The 22,119-nt window shown below is 75.2% G+C and carries 12 protein-coding genes; 7 read left to right on the top strand and 5 right to left on the bottom strand.

Annotation, left to right across the window (positions count from 1 at the left end):
- The first annotated feature begins 1 nt into the window (after position 1).
- From FHS38_RS33190 to FHS38_RS33175, 4 genes are read left to right on the top strand one after another with little or no spacing between them, the layout of a single operon-like run.
- Positions 2-1,669, top strand: coding sequence for a hypothetical protein (locus FHS38_RS33190; RefSeq protein WP_184740019.1), 1,668 nt, complete (start codon positions 2-4; stop codon positions 1,667-1,669).
- Complete coding sequence (locus FHS38_RS33185; RefSeq protein ID WP_184740017.1) at positions 1,666-2,928, top strand: glycosyltransferase 87 family protein; 1,263 nt, start codon at positions 1,666-1,668, stop codon at positions 2,926-2,928. Before FHS38_RS33190 ends, FHS38_RS33185 begins: the two co-directional genes overlap by 4 nt.
- Before the next feature lie 3 nt (positions 2,929-2,931).
- Entirely contained in the window at positions 2,932-5,754 is a 2,823-nt protein-coding gene (locus FHS38_RS33180) for a bifunctional glycosyltransferase/CDP-glycerol:glycerophosphate glycerophosphotransferase (protein WP_184740015.1), read from the top strand.
- Positions 5,751-6,902, top strand: coding sequence for a glycosyltransferase (locus FHS38_RS33175; RefSeq protein ID WP_229822895.1), 1,152 nt, complete (start codon positions 5,751-5,753; stop codon positions 6,900-6,902). The genes FHS38_RS33180 and FHS38_RS33175 overlap by 4 nt, the downstream gene beginning before the upstream one ends.
- 172 nt (positions 6,903-7,074) lie before the next feature.
- On the opposite strand, the gene FHS38_RS33170 is transcribed toward FHS38_RS33175, so the two are convergent.
- A complete protein-coding gene (locus FHS38_RS33170) occupies positions 7,075-8,973 on the bottom strand; it encodes a glycosyltransferase family 2 protein (RefSeq protein ID WP_229822894.1) in 1,899 nt (632 codons plus the stop codon).
- A gap of 107 nt (positions 8,974-9,080) precedes the next feature.
- Between FHS38_RS33170 and FHS38_RS33165 the strand changes: the two genes are divergently transcribed.
- Positions 9,081-10,772 carry a glycosyltransferase family 39 protein gene (locus FHS38_RS33165; RefSeq protein ID WP_229822893.1) on the top strand — a complete coding sequence of 564 codons (1,692 nt, stop codon included), beginning with the start codon at positions 9,081-9,083 and terminating at the stop codon, positions 10,770-10,772.
- Here the strand turns inward: FHS38_RS33165 and FHS38_RS33160 are convergent.
- From FHS38_RS33160 to FHS38_RS33145, 4 genes are all read right to left on the bottom strand, one after another.
- Positions 10,765-11,646 carry a carbohydrate ABC transporter permease gene (locus FHS38_RS33160; protein ID WP_184740013.1) on the bottom strand — a complete coding sequence of 294 codons (882 nt, stop codon included), beginning with the start codon at positions 11,644-11,646 and terminating at the stop codon, positions 10,765-10,767. The two genes, FHS38_RS33165 and FHS38_RS33160, sit on opposite strands and share 8 nt — an antisense overlap.
- A complete protein-coding gene (locus FHS38_RS33155; RefSeq protein WP_184740011.1) occupies positions 11,643-13,007 on the bottom strand; it encodes a carbohydrate ABC transporter permease in 1,365 nt (454 codons plus the stop codon). Before FHS38_RS33155 ends, FHS38_RS33160 begins: the two co-directional genes overlap by 4 nt.
- 13 nt (positions 13,008-13,020) lie before the next feature.
- Complete coding sequence (locus tag FHS38_RS33150; RefSeq protein WP_184740009.1) at positions 13,021-14,421, bottom strand: ABC transporter substrate-binding protein; 1,401 nt, start codon at positions 14,419-14,421, stop codon at positions 13,021-13,023.
- Between the two features lie 204 nt (positions 14,422-14,625).
- Positions 14,626-18,189 carry an FtsK/SpoIIIE domain-containing protein gene (locus FHS38_RS33145; protein ID WP_184740042.1) on the bottom strand — a complete coding sequence of 1,188 codons (3,564 nt, stop codon included), beginning with the start codon at positions 18,187-18,189 and terminating at the stop codon, positions 14,626-14,628.
- 513 nt (positions 18,190-18,702) lie between these two features.
- On the opposite strand from FHS38_RS33145, the gene FHS38_RS33140 reads away from it, so the two are divergent.
- Together FHS38_RS33140 and FHS38_RS33135 are read left to right on the top strand one after the other, a co-directional pair.
- Entirely contained in the window at positions 18,703-20,499 is a 1,797-nt protein-coding gene (locus FHS38_RS33140) for a serine/threonine-protein kinase (RefSeq protein WP_184740007.1), read from the top strand.
- 215 nt (positions 20,500-20,714) lie between these two features.
- Entirely contained in the window at positions 20,715-22,034 is a 1,320-nt protein-coding gene (locus FHS38_RS33135; RefSeq protein WP_184740005.1) for a serine/threonine-protein kinase, read from the top strand.
- The last annotated feature ends 85 nt before the right edge of the window (positions 22,035-22,119 follow it).

Genomic DNA, 22,119 nt, shown 5'->3' with positions numbered 1-22,119 from the left:
CGTGGCCGCCAGGGGCGCCACCGGCCTCCCGCGCCCCGGGCCGGACGCCGGGCGGCGGGCCGCGGGCGGCGCCGCCCTGCTGCTGGCCGCCCTGCTGCTGGCCGCCCTGCTGCTGCTCATGGTGGTGCGGCTGCCCTGGGCCGGTGACCTCGGCATGCACGCCGCGGTCCTCGAACGGCTGCGCACGGACCTGCCCCACCCGGGCAACCCGCTGGTGGACGCGCACACCCCCAGCCCGTACTACTCGCCGTGGACGGTGCTGCTGGCGGTCGTCGCCGAGGCGACCGGCTGGCACACCTTCCTCGTGCTGCGGCTGGCCGCGTTCGTCGGTCTCGTCCTGCTGGTCACCGGCGTCGGGGCGTTCGTCGTCACCTTCACCCGCCGGGCGGCGGCCGTCCCGCTGGCCCTGCTGTGCGTGCTGCTGCTCTACGGGGTGCGGCTGTTCGCGTGGAGCGGCTTCCCGGGCCTCACCTCGCTGTCCCTGTCCCTCGCCTACCCGAGCACCTTCACCCTGGGCCTCGCCCTCCACTTCCTCGCCCTGCTGCGCCGGGCCCTCGGCGGACGCACCGAGTCGGCCCGGGGGCTGCCCGCCTTCCTGGCACTCGGGGCGCTGCTGGCCTGCGTGCTGCTGAGCCATCAGTTCACGGGCGCGGTCGCCGTGCTCGGCGCCGCCGCGATGCTGCTGGGCGCCAGGCCGTGGCCCGACCGGGCGGTGTGGGCGAGGGTCGGCGTGGCGGGCGTGCTGACGCTGGTGGTGCTCGCCCTGTGGCCGTACTACCCCTTCTACTCGCTGCCGGGCGCGGGCGGGCTGGACGACATCCACCGGCCGCTCTACGACCACTTGGCGGCGAAGTTCTGCCTGGTGGGGCTGGGCGTCGTGGCCCTGATGGCGCGTGGGGGGCGCGACCGCCGCGACCCTTTGGCGATCTTCTTCGTGCTGGGCCTCGCCGTCTTCGCGGCGGGCGGGCTGAGCGGCCATCACTCCTGGGGCCGGATCCTGCCCGCCGTCCTCCTGCCCGCCCAGCTCGCACTCGCGATCGAGGTCGCGGACGCCGGGGCGGACGCCTTCGCGCGCCGGTCGCGCGCGGTGGTCCCGGCGGTGGCGGTGACGGTCCTGGCCCTGCTGGCCGGCGCCTGGACGCAGGCCGGTGTGCTGACCTACGTCCTGCGGGACGCGGCCCTTCCGCCGGTGCTGCGCGACGTCCACCGGATCGCCCCCTGGCCGTCGTTCGCCTGGGCGGCCCGCCATGTGCCCAAAGGAGCGACGGTGATGACCGACAACTACTTCGCGCTGCGGATGCTCCCGGCCTACGGGCCGTACACCGTCGCCCCCGCCTACCCCGACTTCTTCCTCCCCGACGAGCGGCGGCGCCGGGAGGCGACCCGTCGCTACTTCGACCCGGCCACCGCCCGGGCCGAGCGGCTCGGCATCCTCAAGGAGTACGGCGCGCGGTGGGTGGTGCAGCGGATCGGCGGCCCCGGGCTGCCGGAGAACGACCCCTCGCTGCGCAAGGCCGCCCAAGGCCCGGGCGGGCTCGCGCTGTTCGAGGTCGCCGAGGTGGGCCGGGGCGTCGTCTCGGCCCGGGGGGTCGGTGCGCCCACGCCCGGGGGTGCCGGTGGGCCCACGCCCGGGGGAGCCGGCACGTCCACGCCCGGGGGTGCCGGATGACCGCGCCCGACACCCGGTCGCCGGACCGCGCTCGTGTGGCCCCCGTCGACGGGCCGGATGCCGCCGGGCGGTGGCTGCGCGGCGGCGCGCCGTGGCCGGTGCTCGCGGCGGCATCGCTCGTCTACGCGCTGAGCGTGTGGCAGGAGGCGAGCGCGGGCCGGCTGGGCGTCGACAACGCGGTGGTGGTGCGCGCCGCCCGGACGCTGCTCGACGGCGGCTCGCCCTACGCGGACAAACGGTTCCTCTATCCGCCCGGCGCCGTCTTCGCGGCCGTGCCCGAGACGCTGCTCACCGATCGCGGGGTGTCCCTCGTGGCGCCCGCCGCCACGGCCCTGCTCGTCCTCGTGGCCGTCGTGACGGCCCTGCGGATCTTCGGCGTACGGGCGGACAGCCGGCTCGCCGCGCTCACGGTCGCCGGGCTCGGTGCGTTCCTGCCGCTGCGCAGCGTCGTCCACCTCGCCAACTGGACCGTGTTCTCGGCCCTCGCGTTCCCCGCGGCCCTGCTGCTGGCGCGGCGCGGGCGCTGGGGCGGGGCGGGCGTGGTCGTGGGGGTGGCGATCGCACTGAAGCCGATACTGGTGCCCCTTCTGCTGCTGTTCGTCCTCGCCCGGCGGTGGCGGGCACTGGCCCGGGCCGTGGGCGTCCCGCTCGTGGTGTCCCTGGCCGCCGCGTGGGCGATGCCCCGGCCGGGGCTGTTCTTCACCCGGACGCTGCCGTTCCTGCTGCACGGGCAGGACGCCTACGCCCGTCCGTACGACGCCGCCTGGCCCTCGGTCCTGCCCCGCCTCGGCATCCCGCCCTCCCTCGCGTCCCTCCTCGCGGTGGCCGCCGCCGTGGCGGTGCTGGGCTTCGCCCGGCTGCGGTGGCGACGCGGGGGAGACGAGGGGCTGCGACTCGTGGAGTGCGCGGCGCTGCTGATGCTCGCGGCGTTCCTGGTGTCCCGGCCGTCGTTCCTCCACTACGCGCTGGTGGTGGTGCCGGCGCTGGTCGCGTCGGTGGTGGTCCGGAGGGCCGCGGCGCGCTCGGTGTGGTTCTGGCTGCCGCTGCTGCCGCAGGTCGCCGGGGTGAACTGGCCGGAGTTGCAGAGCGCCGAACGGCACGCCTTCAAGGACTTCGTCATGTTCACCGGAGCGACGGCCGCACTGTGCGCGGCCGTGTGGCGGGCACGCCCGCAGCCGGCCAGGGAGGTCACTGTCAGTGGCGACGCTTACTCTCTGTGTAGTGATCCCGACCCTCGGAATCACTCCGGAACGAGGTGAACTGTGACTGTCGCGCACCCCCTTCCCGGCCCCGACGTCAGCGTGGTCGTGATTGTCTACAACGACGCCGGGCGACTGCCGCGCGCCGTGCGGTCGGTGCTCGGCCAGTCGCTGCGCAACCTCGAAGTGATCATCGTTGACGACTGCTCCACCGACGACACCTTCGCCGCCGCCCGCCGGCTGACGGCCGCCGACCCCCGGGTGCGCCACATCCGGCTGCCGGTCAACAGTGGCGGCTGCAGCGCCCCGCGCAACGCGGGCATCGACGCCGCCCGGGCGCCCCGGCTGATGTTCCTCGACAGCGACGACGAACTGCCCTACCACGCCTGTAAATCGCTGCTGCTCACCGCCGAGGAGACCGGCGCGGACCTCGTCACCGGCGAGGTCACCCGGCTGTTCGAGGAGAGCGGCACCACCGGCCTGTGGTACCCCGACCTCTTCGAGGACGTGCGGCTGGTCGAGGGCATCCGCCAGGCACCCGAGTTCTTCCTCGACCACCTCTCGACCAACAAGCTCTACCGCGCCGACTTCATCGCCCGGCACGGCCTGCGCTTCCCCGAGGGCATCCACTACGAGGACCAGCTGTTCAGCGCCCGGGCCTTCACCCTCGCGCGGACCTTCGCCGTCGTCCCCTGGCCCGTCTACACCTGGCGGCTCGCCGCCGACCCCGACCGCTTGTCCATCTCCTCCAGCCGCCACGAACTCCGCAACGTGGCGGACCGGATCCATGTGGCCCGGCTCATCGACGCCTTCCTGGAGGAGACGGGCAACGCGGATCTGCGGCCCGCGAAGGACGAGAAGTTCCTCCGCCACGACTTCCGCCTCTACCTCGGCGACCTGCCCTTCCGGGACCGCCCGTGGACCGAGGCCTTCGCCGCCGAGGTCACGCCCTACCTGGACGGCATCGCCGCCGAGGCCTTCGCCACGATGCCGCGCGAGCAGCGGATCTGCCAGTACCTGCTGCGCGCGGGGCGGTTCGACGAGGCGGTCGAGTGCGCCCGCACCCTCGACCGCCCCCAGCTCGCCCCCCGCCACGTCGTACGGCACGACGGGCGTACGTACTGGGGTCGGGAGCTGCCCGCCGACGAGCGGGCGGCCGCCGGGCTCGACATCACCGACTGGCGTCTGGACGACCAGCCCTTCGCCGCCGGACCGCTGCGGCACGAAGTCGCCCGGCTGGAGGCCGACGGGCCCCTGCTGCGGCTCACCCTGCGCACCTACGACCCGGCACGGCTGCTGACCGGGCCCGGGGCGCAGAGCGTCACGGCCGAGCTGCGGCTCGCCACGACCGGCGAACCGCTGGCCGCGCCCTTCCACTACGACGGGGGGAACAGCGAGGTCCGCACCGCCGAACTCACCCTCGACCCACGGCTGATCCCGCTCGGGCCCAAGGGCTTCAGGGGCCGCCGCCACCCCGTCGTCGTCCTCGACCGGCTGGGCCTCACCCGCACCGACCCCCTGCTCGCCCCCGCCGGCCTGCCCGTGCTGCGGGCGGCCCTGCCCCTGCACGGGCCGTTCGCGGGACACCGCGTCCGGGTGGGCTGCGAGGGGCGCGGCGCGGGGCGGCTCGAATTCACCTGGGAGCGTGCGGGCGCCCTCGCCCACGCCGAGAGCGTGGCCCCGCGGCTGAGACCCGTACGCCGCCGGATCCACCGGCTGACCCGCCGCGTCACCGGACCCCGCGCCAAGGCCCTGACCTACCACGAGCTGCAGAGACTGCCCATCGACGACGAGCTGGTGATCTTCGAGGCGCTGGAGGGCCGCGGCTACGCGGACAGCCCCCGCTCCATCCACGAGGAGCTGCTCCGGCGTGACCTGCCGCTGCGTGCCGTGTGGTCCTACTCCGGCAGCCGCTCCTCCTACCCCGAGGGGGTGCCGCTGGTCAGACGGGGCAGCTGGGAGTACGTCCGCGCGGTCGCCCGCGCGCGCTACTGGGTGGACTCGCACGGCTTCCCGATGATCTACGGCAAGCGGCCCGGCACCCGCTACCTCCAGACCTGGCACGGCCAGGCGTTCAAGCACATGGGCTTCGACGTGCCCGAGCTGCGGCTCGCCAGTCCCGAACGCAAGCAGCAGCACCGCGACATGGTCGCCCGCTGGGACGCGCTCATCTCGCCCAGCTCCGAGTTCGAGAGGACCTTCGTCCGGGCCAACGGCTTCACCGGCGAACTGCTGCGCACCGGCCTGCCCCGCAACGACGTCCTCGTCCGCGGGGACGACCCCGAACAGCGCGACCGGGCGGCCGCCACCCGCGCGAAGCTCCAGATCCCGGACGGCAGCAAAGTGCTGCTCTACGCCCCCACCTTCCGCGACGGCGCGCGCGGCAGCGGCGAGTCCATCCGCGTGGACCTGGCCGGGCTGGTCCCCCTCACCGGCGAGGAGTGGACGATCGTGGTCCGCCCGCACTACTACGAGCGGTACACCGTGCCCCGCGAGCTGGGCCACGCGGTGCGCGACGGCCGGGAGTTCACCGACCTCAACGACCTGCTGCTCGCCTCGGACGCGCTGCTCACGGACTACTCGTCGGTGATGTTCGACTACGCCAACCTCGGGCGGCCCATCCTGCTCTACACCGACGACTACGAGCACTACCGCGCCACCTCGCGCGGCACGTACTACGACCTGCCCGAGATCGCCCCCGGCCCGATGCTCGCCACGACGGACGAACTGGCCGGGGCGCTGAAGGACATGGGCGCGGTGCGGGAGGAGTGGGCGGCGGCGTACGGCCGGTTCCAGGAGAGGTTCAACTCCCACGAGACCGGGTGGGCGAGCAAGGCCGTCGTCGATCTGTTCTTCGGAGAGGGACGAGAAGGGAGGGCCCGGTGAGCCCGCGCACACCCCGCAACGTCTTCCTGGTCGGCATCGACGTGGACTCCATGGGCGGCTCGCAGCGCGTGCTGCACACCCTCGCCCAGGGCTTCGCCGAGCGCGGGCACCGCGTCGATCTGATCGGGATCCGGCCGAGCCCCGAACCCCACACCTACGTCGCCGACCCGGGGTACCGGCACGCCACGCTCTACCGATCACCGCCCGCGCCCGCCTGGCGGGCCGCCTCCTTCGCCGAGCGGCTGCACCCCGCCCGGCTGCGCGAGGCCCGGGCCGAGCGACGGGAGCGGGAGCTGGCCCGGGCGCGGCTGGCCCGGCGCTTCGCGGCGGTGCCCGACGGCTACGTGATCATCGGCTCGCCCTGGGCCGCGGTCTGGCTGAACGCCGTCGACTGGTCGCACCTGAAGGGGATCGGGCAGTACCACGAGTCGTTCTTCCAGGCCTGTCACTCCCCGAACCTCCAGCTGATCCTGCGGCACTACCCGCAGCTGGAGAAGGCGGTGTTCCTGAGCGAGCCGGACGCGGCGGACTTCCGCCGCCGACGGCTGCCGAACGCGACGGCGCTGCCGAACCCGGTGCCCTTCACCCCCGCCGCCCCCGCACCCCTGGACACCCGGCGGGTCGGGGCGGTCGGGCGGCTGGAAGCGGTCAAGCGGCTGGACCGGCTGGTCGACTCCTTCGCCGCGGCCTGCGCCGACCGGCCCGGCTGGGAGCTGCACCTGTTCGGCGACGGCCCGCTGGAGCCGGAGCTGCGCGCGCACGCCGAGCGGCTCGGCGTCGCGGGCCGGGTCCGCTTCCGGGGCAGCGTGCGGGAGATGGCCGCCGCGTACCGGGAGCTGTCCGTGGTGGCCCTGACCAGCGAGCGCGAGGGCCGGCCGATGGTGCTCGCGGAGGCGTCCGCCGCCGGGGTGCCCTGCGTGAGCTTCGATCTGTCCGGCGGCGTGCGCGAGCTGGTCGACCACGGCCGCACGGGCACGCTCGTACCGCCCGGCGACACGGCGGCGTTCACCGCGGCCCTGCGGCAGCTGGTCGAGGACGAAGGGCTGCGCGAGCGCTACGGCCGCGCCGCGCGCGGCCAGGTCGCCCCGCTGGCCCTGCCCGCCGTGCTGGACCGGTGGGAGGCGCTGTTCGAGGAGATCGACCGGTAGGGGCCCGGGCCGGCCGGCGGCCGGCGGAGTGGGAGCGGAGCGGAGAGAGGGGGCGGTGATGCGGAAGGCTGTCCGGCGGATCGTCGGCTGGGTTGGGGCTGGGCTCAGCCGGAACCAAGCCCGTCCGGCGATTGAGGACACCGCCGCGCAGCGGTGGTGCGGACGACACGGCCTAGGGGTCGTCAGAGGGCGGCGGGTCGAGAAGAGGGCCGTGGCGCCCGCGGCAGGCGAAACGCGCCCGCGCCCGGCGCAGCCTGCCCAGGGCGACGTCCAGCGCGCTGCGCGCACCGGGCGCCAGCCGCAGGGCGAGCGAGCCGCCGGCCGTGGCGTACGGCTGGGCCAGCAGGATTCCGTAGCGCAGGCTGGGCAGGACGGTCCGGCGCAGCCCGCCGCCGACGGCCCGCACGGTCGTGCGGAACGAGGCGCCGGTCGCGCAGTGCACCCGCACGCGCACGTCCCACACCTGCGGTGCGGTGGTGCCGTCGCGGCGGCCCCGGGCGGCCAGCGCGTTGAGGCCGAGGGTGAGGTGCGCGGTCCACTGCGAGCCGTCGTGGGCCAGCGGGAGGCTGCGGGTGAGGAGCGCGCCGCCGTCCCGGTGGCGCAGTTCGACGTCGACGGTGTGCGGGCGGGCCGTGGCCAGTCGCCCGTAGAGGTCGTGGACGCGCAGCCCCAGTTCGAAGCGGGGCCCGGCGGGGGCGGGCGGCGGTGGCGACGGGGAAGAGCCCGGGGTGACGGGTGGCCGTGGCGAGGCGGCGGCTCCCGGCAGGGCGGGCGAGGGCGGCGGGCCGTGGTCGTCCGCCCGGGTGAAAGGCCACGGGCGGCGCCCGGGCAGGGCGGGCAGCGACGGCAGCCCGCGCAGCGCGGCGCGGGGGCCGGACAGGGCGCGTGCCGCCGCCTCGACGGTGATCGGCAGCCGGTGGGGCGGTGGGGAGCCGGGGCCGGTGAGCCCGTCGAGCTCCACCCGTGGCAGGTCCTCCGCCCACACCGGCCGGCCGTCGGTCTCGGCATAGGGCGGCAGCAGCCGGGCCGGGCGGGCGGCCAGCTGGGAGAGGCGGTCCAGGTCGCGCGGCGTCTCGGCGGCCAGCACGACCCGGGCGATCCAGCGGGCGGGCAGCCGGGCGGAGCACAGCTCGACCTCGTCGTACCCGGCCAGGCGGTCGCGGGCCAGGCGCCACCACGCGCGCCGGTACGCGGGGCTCCGGGTGGGCAGTTCGCGGACGTACATGCGCAGGTCGTGGTCGAGGAACTTCACCCGCGCCGCGTGCGCGAGGGGTTTGCCGCCGGAGTCGAGGAGGATCTCCACGCTCCGCCGGTGGGCGGCCAGGCGCGCCCGCCAGTTGGCGACCCGGTCGCGGTCGAGGGAGATCGACGGCTTGGCCGCGTCGCGGCGCACGTGCCAGATGTAGACGGTGTCGGGCACGGTCGCCACCCGGGGCGCCGCCGCGAGGACCTGGGCGGTGAAGACGAAGTCCTCGTAGGGGAAGGGGCCCTCGGGGAAGGCGATGCCGTGCTCGGCGAGGAAGGCCCGCGCGTAGAGCTTGTTGACGCAGAGGGTGTCGTGCACGAGCGCCGGATGGTCCCCGGGGATCCGCACGGCGGGCCGCCGGTAGAGCCCGGGCTGCCATCGGGTGTCGTGGCACCGGGGCAGTTCGCGGCGTACGCACAGGCCCGCCGACACGGGGACCCGGTGGCGCAGGGCGGCCCGCAGCAGGGCGTCCGCAGCGCCCGGCGGGAGCACGTCGTCGCTGTCCAGGAACATCACATAGGGCGCGGTGGCGGCCCGGACGCCGTCGTTGCGGGGGGTGCCGCAGCCACCGCTGTTGGCCGGGCGGTGGATGACCCGCAGGCGGGGGTGGAGGGCGGCCAGCTGGTCGAGGTATTCGCCGGTGCGGTCGGTGGAGGCGTCGTCCACGGCGATGACCTCGGCGACGGCGGCGCCCTGGGCGAGGGCGGAGTGGACGGCGTCACGGATGTGCCCGGCGTCGTTGAAGCCGATGACGATCACGCACACCCGTGCGACGGGTGGGGCGTCCGGGTCGCGTTCGAAGGTTTCGCTGTCGCTCGCTGCCACAGAACACAGTTTTACCTACAAATACCCATCAAGCAGGGCATGACGCCCATGGGCGCGGCCGCCCGGTGCGGAGCCCCGGGCCGGGGTCGGGACGAGGAGCGGCAGGGATGAAGGGAGGGACCGGAATGGGGCGGACCGGACTGACGGGACTGGCCGGGCTCGTGGGGCCGGCACGGCGACGACCCGCCGCCACGGACCCACAGCCGGACGGGATGCCGGGCGGCATGCCGGACGGGGACGGGGTGCCGGAGGAGGTGCCGGGCCGGGCGGCCGGGCCGTCGCCTCGGGGCGGTCGGCGGCGTACGGCGGTGGCCGCCGTCCTCGCGCCCGCCGTCGTCATGCTCGCGCTCGGCCTGTGGGGGCTGGACCGGGGCACGATGTGGCGGGACGAGAGCGCGACGTTCCAGGTGGCCCGCCGCTCACTGCCCGAGATCCGGCACCTCCTCGGCACGGTCGACGCCGTGCACGGCCTCTACTACCTGCTGATGCACGCCGTGGCGGCGGTGCGCGAGGACGAGCTCGCGCTGCGCGTGCCGTCCGTCCTCGCCGCCGCGGCCACCGCCGCCCTGGTCGGCGCGATCGGCTGCCGACTGGCCCGCCCCCGGGTGGGCCTGTGGGCCGGGCTGCTCTACGCCACCACCCCGTTCGTCAGCCACTACGCACAGGAGGGCCGCTCGTACGCGCTCGTCGCCACCGGCGCCGCGCTGGCCACCTGGCTGCTGATCCGGGCCGTCGAGCACCCCTCGTACGGGCGATGGGCGGGCTACGGCGCGGCCGTCGGGGTCACCGCGCTGCTCCACGAATTCGCGATCCTGCTGCTGGCCGCCCACGGCCTGACCCTGCTGCTCTCCCGCGTGACGTGGCGGATCCGGCGCGGGTGGGGGTGCGCGGCGTCGGCCGCGGCGCTGGTGCTGCTGCCGCTCGCGCTCTTCTCCCAGGGGCAGAGCGGACAGGTCTCCTGGATCAGGACGCCCGGCCCCGAGGAGGCCGAGGCACTGCTGCGCGCCTTCGCGGGCCCCGGTGACACCGTCCTCGCCGGCACCCTCCTGCTGATCGCCGTGGCGCTGCTCGCCCCACGGCCCCGCACCGGGGCCCTCCACCTCAGCGCGGTCGCCCTGCCCCTGGCCCTCGTCCCGCCGGTCCTGCTGTACGCCGCCGCGCAGTGGCAGCCGCTCTTCCTCGACCGGTATCTGCTGTTCGGCCTCGCGGGTGTGCCGCTGCTCGCCGCCGCCGGGGCCGACCGCCTCCTCGGGCTCCTGCCGCTGTCCCCGCACGGGCGGCGGGCCGTGGCGGCGGCCGGTGTCGCCCTCGTCGCGGCGGCCTTCGTCGGACAGCTCCCCGAGCAGGAGCGCGAGCGCCTGCCGGCCAGCCGCGGCGACGAACTCGCCCGGACCGCCTCGGTGGTCGGGCGGTTGGCGCGGCCCGGCGACGCGGTGCTGTTCCTGCCGCTGCACGAGCGCCGCGTGGCCCTCGCCTACCCACAGGACTTCACCGGCCTGCGTGACCTCACCCTCAAGCGCTCGCCCGCCGCCTCCGGCACCCTCTTCGGCGAGGAGGTGCCGGCCGCCGAGCTGCGCGCGCGGCTGGCCCGGCTCCCCGCGAGCGGCCGGGTGTGGGTCGTGGCGGACACCAACGTCGGCGACCGCTGGATCCGCTCCCAACGCGCCGAGCACGCCAAGACCACCGTCCTCGGCGAGCTCTACCGCGAGGAGTCCTCGGTGTTCGTACGCGGCGGCGCGGTGTCGCTGTACGTCCGCAGACAGGCCCCGCCCCCACAGGCGCGGGACCGGCTCATTTGACCCCGCCCGCCATGATGCCGTTGACGAACTGGCGCTGGAAGGCGAAGAAGACCGCCAGCGGCACGATCATCGAGAGGAAGGCACCCGGGGCGAGGACGTCGATGTTGCTGCCGAACTGCCGTACCTGCTGCTGGAGGGCGACCGTGATCGGCGGGTTGCCGCTGTCCGCGAAGATCAGCGCGATCAGCATGTCGTTCCACACCCACAGGAACTGGAAGATGCCCAGCGAGGCGATGGCCGGGCCGCCCAGCGGCAGCACCACCCGGGTGAACAGCCGCAGCTCCCCGGCACCGTCCAGTCGGGCCGCCTCCAGGAGTTCGCGGGGGATCTCGGCGAAGAAGTTGCGCAGCAGGAAGACCGCGAAGGGCAGCCCGAAGGCGGTGTGGAAGAGGATCACCCCGGGTGTGGTCTCGAAGACCCCGAGGGTGTTGAAGAGCTTCGCGACCGGAATGAGCGCCACCTGCACGGGGACGACGAGCAGTCCGACCACGACCATGAACCACCAGTCCCGGCCCGGGAAGTCGAGCCAGGCGAAGGCGTAACCGGCGAGCGCGCCGATCAGGATGACCAGCACCGTCGCGGGGACGGTGATCACAGCGGTGGTGAGGAGGGACTCCATCACCTTGTCGTTGCCGAGCAGGGCGCTGTAGTTCTCCGTCGTCAGCCCGCCGGGGTGGCTGAAGACCTGCCACCAGCCCGAGGCCTCGATGTCGGCCTCGTCGCGCAGCGAGGAGAGCAGCAGTCCGACCGTCGGCATCAGCCAGAAGAGGCCGACGACGAGGAGGAAGACGCGCAGGACGCCCCCGCCGGCCCGGGCGGCGACCCGCGCCGGAAGCGACCGCTTCGCCCGTACGGCCGTGTCCGTGGTGGTCATCGCCGCCGCTCCCTTCGCATCCTTCGTATGTTCACGAGCATCACCGGCAGGACGAGCAGCAGCAGGAGGACGGCGATGGCGCTGCCGACACCCTGGTTGACGTCCGTACCGAAGGACGACTGGTAGAGCTGCAGGGCGAGGACGTTGGCGTTGTCGAGGCTGGAGCCGGGGGCGATGATGTAGACGAGGTCGAAGATCTTCAGCACATTGATCATGAGGGTGATGACGACGACCGCGAGGACCGGTGCCAGCAGCGGCACGGTCACCCTGCGGAAGACCTGCCACTCGCTCGCGCCGTCGACCCGGGCCGCCTCCAGCAGTTCCCGGGGCACCCCCGCCAGGCCCGCCGCGATGAGGACCATCGCGAAGCCCGCCCACATCCAGATGTACGAGCCGATGATGGCCGGGGTGACGAGCGTCGGGCCCAGCCAGTCGACACCGCCGTAGGAGGCGGCGAAGTTGGCGGCCGGAAGGCGCAGCCGGGCGCCCGCCGCGGCGTCGGGCAGGGTGAAGGTGCCGTCGGCGGCCGAGGTCGTCGAGGCGACGGACCTGCCGTCCTTCACCGCCTCGACCCTGACGCCCGCCAGGGCCTTCTCGCCCTTGTCGACCCGCCCCGCCGTGCCGTCGCCGCCCTTGGCGAAGTCCAGCCACACCGTGCCGGTGACCTTCCCCGCGACCTCCCGCGGCGGGACGGCGTCCTTGGCGCCGCTCACGTCCTCCGGCTTGACGGCCACCAGCGGCAGCGCGGCCGGGGAGCCCGCCCGTACGGCTGATTTGGTGGTGAACGCACCGCCGCCGCTCGCCGCCAGGTCCCCGGTCGGCCGGGGGTGTGCGCCGGGGAAGGGCGCGGGGTCGGCGAAGGTGTCGTGGACGCCGACCCACACCGCGTTGGCCACGCCGCGGTCCGGGTCCTGCTCGTACACCAGCCGGAAGATGATGCCCGCGGCGAGCATGGAGATCGCCATCGGCATGAAGACCACCAGCTTGAACGCCGTGGCCCAGCGGACCCGTTCGGTCAGGACCGCGAAGATCAGACCGAGGGCGGTGGCGACGGTCGGGGCGACGGCCACCCAGATGACGTTGTTCCGCAGGGCCGTGCGGATCCGGTCGTCGGTGAAGACCTCGCGGTAATTGTCGACGCCCACGAAGCCGCCGCCGGAGGCGTCGAAGAGGCTGCGGTGGACGGAGTAGCCGATGGGGTAGACGACGAGGGCGCCGAGCAGGGCCAGCGCGGGCAGCAGGAAGCAGGCGGCGACCCACGGCCGGGTGCCGAGCACGCTCCTGGACGGGGTGACGGGCGGGTCGCCGGGCGTCGGCGCGGGCCCGGAGGCCGGGCCGCCGCCCGCTGTCGCGGTCGACATGAGGACGCGGCCGTCAGTTCTTGAACGCCTTGGCCGCGTCGGACTCCAGTTTCTGCTGGGTGCCCGCCACGTCCTTGGGGTTCCGCAGGAAGTCCTGGAGGTGCTTCCACTCGCCCTGCCCGGGCTTGCCGCCGAAGGAGGCGGGGGCCTGGTCGGACATGTCGAAGCGGAAGTCGTCGCCCGCCGAGACCAGCGCCTTGGCGATGGAGCGCAGCACGTCATTGGGGTACGCGGCCACATCGAGGTTCTTGTTGGCCGAGATGAAGCCGCCCTCGTGCGCCCAGATCCCGGCGGCGTCGGACGAGGCGAGGAAGGTCAGCAGCGCCTGCGCCGCCCGGCTGTCCTTGAGGGCCACCCCGACGTCGCCGCCGGTCACCACCGGCGAGTCGGAGCCCACCGCCGGGAAGGGGAAGACCTTCGCGTCGGTGCCGATCTTCACGTTCGCGCCGAGGATGTTGGCGGCCGCCATGTCGCCCTCGAAGACCATGCCCGCCTTCGCCTTCTCGCCGCCGACGAAGGTCTGCGTGACGGAGGCGGGGAAGGTGACCTGGATGGCGCCGTTGTTGCCGCCCGCCAGCAGCTCCTGCTTGCCGAAGAGCTGCCCGAGGGTGGTCAGCGCGTCCTTGACGGACGGGTCCGTCCACTTGATCCTGTGCTGGGCGAGCTGGTCGTACTTCTCCTTGCCCGCCTGGGAGAGATAGACGTTCTCGAACCAGTCGGTCAGGGTCCAGCCGTCCGCGCCGCCGACCGACACCGGCGGGACGCCGTAGTCGGCGATCACCTGGGCGGTGCGCAGGAAGTCGGCCCAGGACTTGGGCTCCTTTGCGCCCGCCGCATCGAAGATCTTGGTGTTGTACCAGACCAGGGACTTGTTGCTGGCCTTGAAGTACACGCCGTACCGCTTGCCCTGGTACGAGGCGAGGTCCTGCCACCCCTTGGAGTAGTTCTTCTCCAGCTGCGCGGTGACCTCACCGCCGAGCGGCTTGAGCCAGCCCTTCTGCGCGAACTCCTTGAGCACGCCCGGCTGCTGGAGCATCGCCACGTCCGGCGCCTCGCCGCCGGCTATCTTCGAGCCGACGAACGAGGACATGTCGTCGCCGCTGGGCACGAACGACACCTCGGCGCCCGTCCGCTTGGCGAACTCGTCCAGCACCTTCGTGAAGTTCTTCTGCTCCGCGCCCGTCCAGACGGCGGTGACCTTGAGCTTCTGCCCGTCGAGCTTGGGAAGGTCGACGGTCTGCGGGAGCGGTTTCGACGACTTCGGCTGCTCGCCGCCCTTCGGATCCTTGTCGGCGTCGTCCCCACAGCCGGCGGCTGTCAGGGCCAGTGCCGCCGCCGCGACCAGAGCCAGCGCGCCGCGCGTCGCGCGCGCCCCGCGCGGCGAACTGCGAAGCGGTGTACGCGATGTACGCATAGCCGTCCTCCCCGTGCCCGGTTCCCCGTGGACGGCCGCGCACCGCACGTCGAACCGGCGTACGGCCTGTCTCCCGTGCCGACAGTCCTACGCCCGGTCCGGAGCTGCCGCAATACCGCCGCCGGTATCAACTCACCGATCGTGACCGGGCTGTGATGCGCCGTCACATCGATCGTGCCGCGCCGGCCCCCGTGGACCCGCCCGTCACACCGGGCGGGGCGGGTCCGGCGGGAGGAGGGGCGGCGCCGGGGAGGCGCCCGCCGACTGGGCGGCGCGCAGCAGGGCGCTGGCGAGCAGGGCCAGGTCGGTCGGGCCGTTGCCCAGCTCGCGCAGGGGGCGACGGGTGGGCGGATCGCCCATGCGCTGCCAGTCCACGGGTACGACCGTCGGGCGCAGCGTCGCCGTCCGGGGGATCCGCCCCGTGACCCGGCCCGCCTGGAACGGGGTCATCGCGTCGTCGTCCGGCCGCTGCAACCTGCCGCGCCCCGGGGCGGGTTCGCCCGACCCGCTGCCGTCGCCCGCGCCGTCCGCGGATGCGGGCGCGATCTCCAGCGTGACGCGCAGCCCCGACCGCTCGACCGCCGCCGTGTCGGCCGTGCGCTCCGGGCGCCCGGACGCGGCGACCAGGTGCACGCCGAGCCGCTCGCCGTCCCGGGCCACGGACTCCAGCGCCCGCACGACGGAACCGGCCGCCGGGCGGCCCGTGCTGCCGAGGGCGGGGGCGACGAGGGCGTCGAAGTCGTCGACGAGGACGACGAGGCGGGGCAGGGCGGTCTCGGCGGTGCGCGCCGGGCCGTCCTTCTGCGCGCGCAGCTTGAGGGTGCCGCTCGGCGCGGGGTCCAGGTCGCCGGACCCCGCGTCCGCCGGGCGACGGGGCGAGATGATCTGCGCGGCGGTGTGCTGCGCGTGCCATCCGCAGAAGTCCAGCCGGCCCAGCAGCTCGGCGCGGCGCTTCAGCTCCGAACTCAGCGCCTGCGCGAACTCCCGCATCCGCACCGGATCGGCGGCGGCGAGATACGTCGACACGTGCGGCAGGTCCGTGCAGACCCGCAGCCCCTCGCCGCGCTCGGCGCCCGCCCCGTCGACCAGGACGAGCGAGAGCCGGTCGGGGCGGTCGGCGGCCGCCAGCGACGCGGCGAGCGAACGCAGCAGCTCGGTCTTCCCGCAGCCGGGCCCGCCCTCGACGAGCAGATGCGGGCCGTCCGCGGCCAGATCGACGGTCAGCGGCCCGTGCGGACCGGCGCCGAGGACCGCGACGGCCCGCCCGCCGGGCCGGGTGCCCCGGTCCGTGGCCGCCGCCCAACGGGCCGTCAGCGAGGCGGGCGTGGCCCGGGCGAGACCCAGCTCGTCCAGCAGCCGCGCGGTCCGCGGCAGCGCCGCGACCACCCGCCCGGCCTGTCCGTGCGCCCCTTGCGCGTCCGCCATCCGCAGCGGCGCCAGCGCCCGCGCGAACCGCTCGGCCCACGCCGCCGACACCGCGTCGACGGCGGCGATGACGGTGCTGCCGCCGGGAGTCGCCGCGGGGTGGACGCCGGTGCCGTGGGCGGGCGCCGGGACCGTACCGCCGTACTGCGTGGCGTGCCCGCCGAGCGCGGGCACGCCGCCGGGCGGCCCGTACTCCCCGGGCACCGCGACGCCGGCCTGCGGCCCCGCGCCCGCCTGGAACGCCGCACCGCGGTGGATCACCTGGACCACCGTGGCCACGTCCCCGCTCAGCAGCGCCACCGCGCCGCACTGCGGGAAGGCGGGGGAGACCGCGCGGGCCGTGTCGAGGGTGGCGGAGACGGGGGAGGCGGGGGTGGTCGCCGGGGCGTCCGCCAGGCACAGGAGGTGGATGCCCGCCGCCGGTCCGCCCGTGGCCAGCCGCGAGACCGTCTCCCGCAGCGCGGCCGAGCCGGGGTCGCCGTCGACGATCAGGAGCGTGTACGGGCCGGTGTGGTGCTCGACCACCGAGGCCACGGCCTCGGGGGCGGCGGTCGTCCAGTTGGGTCCGAGGGGGCCGTCGTCGAGGCGGCGCACGAGCTCCGCCGTGCGGGCCTCGGCCTGCTCGCGGTCGTAGGCGACCAGCAGTCGGCAGTCCTGCCCGTGCGTCGGCCGGAGCTGCGGCAGCCAGCCCAGCCAGGACCACTCCGCCAGCCGCTCCTCCACGCTCCGCGAGCGGTCGGCGCTGATCAGGACGAATTCCAGCGCGGCGGGCGGGTGCAGCGCCGCGAGCTGCGCGAGGACGGACCGGGCCAGCCCGGACAGCCGCTCCCGGGGGCCCGCCAGGCCGAGCGCCCCGACCTCCCGCAGCGCGACCGTCACCGGCACGGACGGCAGCAGTCCGCTGCCGTCGGCGGCGTACCGGTCGGTGGTGCCGAGCCGCACGGTCAGCAGGTCCGGGTGGTCCGGCCCGCGCTCCCACAGCCGGGGCCCGGGGCCGAGCGCGGTCAGCAGCACGCTCGCGGGGTCGGGCCACCGCTCGCGCAGCGACCCCGCCAGGGCGCGGGCCCGCTCCGCGTCGCCCTCGGCCGACGGCGGCCACTCCTCGGCGACGACCGCCCGCTCGGCCCCCCGCCCACCGGCCAGCCGCCGGGCCCAGGCGCCTATGCCGCGGTTGCGGCCGCCCCGCTTGCCGTCGGCCCGCTCCTCGCCCGCGGTGGGCGGTGCGCTCGGCGCGGAGGGGACGTCGAACTGGGTGCCGCGGCCGCCGTGGGTGATGTGCCCGCCGGGGGCGTAGCCCGGGGTGTAGGGGTCGGGCGCTCCGACGAAGCCGGTGTGGTGGCGCGGGCCGGGCACGGAAGGGTCGGCGTACCCGCTCGGTGCCACGGCTTCGGGCGAGCCGAAATACCCCTCCGCGAACCCGGCGATCCCGACCGAGTGATGGGTCTCGGCGGTCCTGGCGGGGCCCGCGGTCGCGTGCGCCATCGCGGGGCCGCCGCCGGCGTCGCCGAAGCCGCCGGTCGTCGCGGGCCCGGTGCCGCCGGGGGCGCGAGCGGGTCCGGGGACACCGGCGTACCCGCCGCCCGCGCCCGGCCCCGGGAAGCCCGCGGAGCCCTCGGCCCACGAGGTCGTCCCCCGGGGCTGTGCCGCGCCGGGGACCGTGCCGGCCGCCACCCGGAGGTGCCCCTCCCCGTCCGGTGCCGCGGGAAGGACGCGCGGCGAGGTGTCGGGAGGGCTGTGCAGGCTCAGCGTGGACTCGCCGACCCGCAGCAGCGTGCCGGAGGGGAAGGGGACCGCGCGGCCGTCGACCGGGGTGCCGTCGAGGACGGTGCCGTTGGTGGAGCCGAGGTCGTGGAGGGTGACGGCGCCGTCGTCGGTGACGGTGACCGCGCAGTGCAGCCGGGAGACGTCGGGGTCGTCGAGGGGCACGTCCGCCGAGCTGGAGCGGCCGATGCGGACCTCGCCGCCGTGCAGCAGGTGCACCCCGCCCGCGTCCGGGCCCGAGACCACGTGCAGCCGGGCGGCGGCCTCCGGCACGCCGGACAGGAGCACGCCCGCGTGCCGGTCGGGGTCGGCCGGGGCGCACAGGGACAGGACGGCGCCGTCGATCAGCGGCGGCTCGCCCAGCGCGCAGCGCTGCGCGTCGAGCCGCTCGGCCCCGGCGTAGACGACGACGGCACCGCTGCCGAGATCGCAGCCCGCCGCCGCGGCGACGGCCGCGAGGCCGCTCGCCACACTGGCGAGGGCCGTCCCGGCGGGGGCGGTCACCAGCACGTCGCAGGCGCGCGTCGCGTGAGGGGTGGTGTGGCCGCTGAGCGGCCCGAGGACGGTCAGCCGGATCTGCATCGCCGTCAACGGTCCCTTCCTGCCCGGGGTGCCCGGCAGGGTTCCGCACTTCCCCCACCACGCACGGGCGCGTCGGCACGTACAGGTCACCACGTTCGCGCGGGGCCTCCCGCTCCCTCCCCGCCGCTTCCGTGCTGTGAGCATCCTCGCACCTGCCACCGACGACGCGCCCGGCGAGAGCCAATTCGTGATCTTGAACGACGATCCGAAGGTGAGAAAACGTGAGGTCGCGAACGCCGGATGGCGAAGTCGTACCGCACCCTGTTCGCTACGGGTTCGCTACGGGTTCGCCAAGGCCCGCTCCCCGCCCCTCACCGTCATCCGCACGTGCCCGGGTCCCCCGCACGGGGGGCGTGGCGGGACACGTGCGGCAACCATCTGTCCGGAACGCGCGTCTTTCCCACGAGCCCCACTGAAGGAGACCCGTCAACGGTCGGTGCGGCGGCACTACAGTGGGCGAATGGCCGGGCAGCGGCCACCGCAAGCTTGGATCACGATCAGGGAGCGCATGACGTGCGGCCGGTAGGCAGCAAGTACCTGCTCGAGGAGCCGCTCGGACGCGGAGCCACGGGCGTCGTCTGGCGAGCCCGCCAGCGAGAGGCGGCCGGCGCCGAGGCCGCCGTGGCCGGCCAGCCCGGCGAGACCGTCGCGATCAAGGTCCTCAAGGAGGAGCTGGCGAACGACGCGGACGTCGTGATGCGCTTCCTGCGGGAGCGCTCCGTCCTGCTGCGGCTCACCCACCCCAACATCGTCCGCACCCGCGACCTCGTCGTCGAGGGCGATCTGCTGGCGCTCGTCATGGACCTGGTCGACGGCCCGGACCTGCACCGCTATCTGCGCGACAACGGCCCCTTCACCCCCGTGGCGGCCGCGCTCCTGACCGCCCAGATCGCCGACGCGCTCGCCGCCAGTCACGCCGACGGCGTCGTCCACCGCGACCTCAAGCCCGCCAACGTTCTCCTGAAGAACGACGGCCAGGCGATGCACCCGATGCTCACGGACTTCGGCATCGCCCGCCTCGCGGACTCACCCGGACTCACCCGCACCCACGAATTCGTCGGCACCCCGACGTACGTCGCGCCCGAGTCCGCCGAGGGCCGCCCGCAGACGTCCGCCGTCGACATCTACGGCGCGGGCATCCTGCTGTACGAGCTGGTCACCGGCCGTCCGCCGTTCGCCGGGTCGACCGCGCTGGAGGTCCTGCACCGCCACCTCAGCGAGGAGCCGCGCCGCCCCACCACCGTCCCCGAACCGCTGTGGACGGTCATCGAGCGCTGCCTGCGCAAGCGCCCCGAGGAGCGGCCCGGTGCCGAGAGCCTCGCCCGTGCCCTGCGCGTCGTCGCCGCCGGTGTCGGCGTGCACGCCTCCCCGGCGCAGGCCGAGGCCGCGCTCGGGGTCGCCGCGCTGCTCGCCCCGGACCCCGAGCCCGCCCAGGTGCCCGGCACCGGCGCGGACGGCGCCGGGGGCGCCGCTCCCGGCGACGCCGATCCCACCCAGATGCTCCCGACGAACGCGGGCTCGTACGACCCGAACGCCGCGACCAGCTTCCTGCCGACCACCCCGCCCGGACCGGCCGGACCGAACGCCGACCCGACCCAGGTCCTGCCCGCCGGCCCCGGCGGGCCGCAGGCGGGCGACCCCACCCGCGTCATGCCGCCGGTGCCCCCGGGCCCGCCGCAGCCGTCGGGCGACGACCCGCACCCGTGGCAGACCCAGCTGCGCGCGGCCCGCGACCGCAACGACCAGACGCAGGTCCAGTACCTGGACCCCAGCGAGGACCCGCTGCGCCGCCGCCCCACGCGCCGGGCCGGCGCACCCCAGCAGCCCCCGCAGCAGCAGCCGCCGCGTCACCAGCAGCCGCCGCCGCAGGGCCAGCAGTACGGGCAGCAGTACGGCCAGCAGCAGTACGGGCAGCAGCCGCCGCAGCCCCAGCAGTACTCTCCGCAGCGCCCGCCCCAGCGGCAGCCGAGACAGCAGCCTCAGCCGCGCTACCAGCAGCCGCAGCAGCCGCCCCAGCAGCAGCACCAGCCGCAGCGCTACACCCCGCCGCCCGCCCCCGAGCCCGCCGCCCCGCGCCGCGAGCCCAGGCCGCCGCGGCAGCGCAGCGCGAACCCGATGCGGATTCCGGGTCTGGGCTGCCTCAAGGGCTGTCTGTTCATGATCCTCATCCTCGTCCTCGGGTCCTGGCTGGTCTGGGAGTTCACCCCGCTCAAGGACTGGGTCGCCGACGGCAAGAGCTTCTGGGACGCCACCTGGGACTGGGTCACCGACGTGAAGGACTGGGTCTCCGGCCTCGGTTCGGGCAAGTAACCCGGCCAGGTCACCTGTCGGCCGGGGGCAGTCGCCCCCGGCCGCCCCGTCTCCGGCACGATCTTGGAGACTTGTCGACATCTGAAGGGTGTTTTCTGCCGCAGAAGCGGCGGTCGGCACAGATCGGTGCCCCTAACATCCCTTCAGCCGCGTAGCTTTGTCGCCAACGCGCCCTTGTCGGGGGTCGGAGGACCAGGAAAGGAAGCCGAAGAGTCTTGGCACGGAAGATCGGCAGCCGGTACACCGCCCACCAGGTCCTGGGGCGCGGCAGTGCCGGCACGGTGTGGCTTGGCGAGGGCCCCGAGGGTCCGGTCGCCATCAAGCTCCTGCGTGAGGACCTCGCGTCCGACCAGGAGCTCGTGGGCCGGTTCGTGCAGGAGCGCGCGGCCCTCCTCGGCCTCGACCATCCGAACGTCGTCGGGGTGCGCGACCTCGTCGTCGACGGCGCCGACCTCGCCCTCGTCATGGACCTCATCCGAGGGACGGACCTGCGCACCCGCCTCGACCACGAGCGCCGCCTCGCCCCCGAGGCCGCCGTCGCCATCGTCGCCGACGTCGCGGACGGGCTCGCCGCCGCGCACGCCGCCGGGATCGTGCACCGCGACGTCAAGCCGGAGAACGTCCTCCTCGACATGGCGGGCCCGCTCGGCCCCGCCGGGGCGCACCCCGCCCTGCTCACCGACTTCGGCATCGCCCGCCTCGTGGACACGCCCCGCCGTGCCGCCGCCACCGGTGGGGTCGGTGGCGCCGCCGCCGCGGGCGGCCGCTCCCCGAACCCGCGCAGCGTCATCGGCACGCCCGACTACCTCGCCCCCGAGATCATCGAGGGCCTGCCGCCGCGCGCCTCCGTCGACGTCTACGCCCTCGCCACCGTGCTGTACGAACTGCTGGCGGGCTTCACCCCCTTCGGCGGCGGTCACCCGGGCGCCGTCCTGCGGCGGCACGTCACCGAGACGGTGGCGCCGCTGCCCGGCATCCCCGACGAGCTGTGGCAGCTGATCGTCCAGTGCCTCGCCAAGGGCCCCGCGTCCCGGCTGCGGGCCTCGGAGCTGGCGGTGCGGCTGCGCGAGCTGCTGCCGAGCCTGGCCGGGTACCCGCCGCTCGACATCGACGAGCCCGAGGACGGGCAGAGCGCCGCGGACACCGGGCGCGACGGCGGCTACGACGACCGGTCCGCGACGGCGGCCGTGGCCGCCGAGCCGCGCCGCCGGGGTGTGGTGCCGCTCGTGCCGGGGGCCGTCGCCGACTCCAGCCGTGAGACCCACACGAGCATGCGCGTGCCCGGCCCGGAAGAACTGGCGGGCGGCGCCCACGGCACGGCCCGCGCCCCGCGCGCGGCGGGGGAGCGCCGGGCGGGCTCCGCGCGCCACCGGTCGGCTTCGGAAGCGCTCCGGCGCCGTCGTGTGAAGCTCGGCGCGGCCGCGGTGGCGCTGGCCGCCGCGGCCGGGGTGGGCGGCTGGTTCGCCGTGGGGAACGACGATTCCGGCGACGCCAAGCCGGGCGTCCACCGCACGGAGCCCTCGCCGGGAAGGTAGCTCGCGGCCCCGGGCCGAGCCCGTCGGCGTCAGCCGGAGCCCGGCCTCTGAGGCGGGGCACCATGTCCCGGTGCCGGTGGCTGTG

Source organism: Streptomyces netropsis, assembly GCF_014203545.1.
GTDB classification, from domain to species: Bacteria; Actinomycetota; Actinomycetes; order Streptomycetales; family Streptomycetaceae; genus Streptomyces; species Streptomyces netropsis.
Note: the sequence above shows the minus strand (reverse complement) of the source record. Positions and strands in the feature narration are given on the sequence as shown.

Coding starts and splice junctions, on each gene's coding strand:
- FHS38_RS33150 (WP_184740009.1), bottom strand. CDS start 14,421: ATGCGTACATCGCGTACACCGCTTCGCAGTTCGCCGCGCGGGGCGCGC.
- FHS38_RS33160 (WP_184740013.1), bottom strand. CDS start 11,646: ATGACCACCACGGACACGGCCGTACGGGCGAAGCGGTCGCTTCCGGCG.
- FHS38_RS33145 (WP_184740042.1), bottom strand. CDS start 18,189: ATGCAGATCCGGCTGACCGTCCTCGGGCCGCTCAGCGGCCACACCACC.
- FHS38_RS33165 (WP_229822893.1), top strand. CDS start 9,081: ATGAAGGGAGGGACCGGAATGGGGCGGACCGGACTGACGGGACTGGCC.
- FHS38_RS33155 (WP_184740011.1), bottom strand. CDS start 13,007: ATGTCGACCGCGACAGCGGGCGGCGGCCCGGCCTCCGGGCCCGCGCCG.
- FHS38_RS33185 (WP_184740017.1), top strand. CDS start 1,666: ATGACCGCGCCCGACACCCGGTCGCCGGACCGCGCTCGTGTGGCCCCC.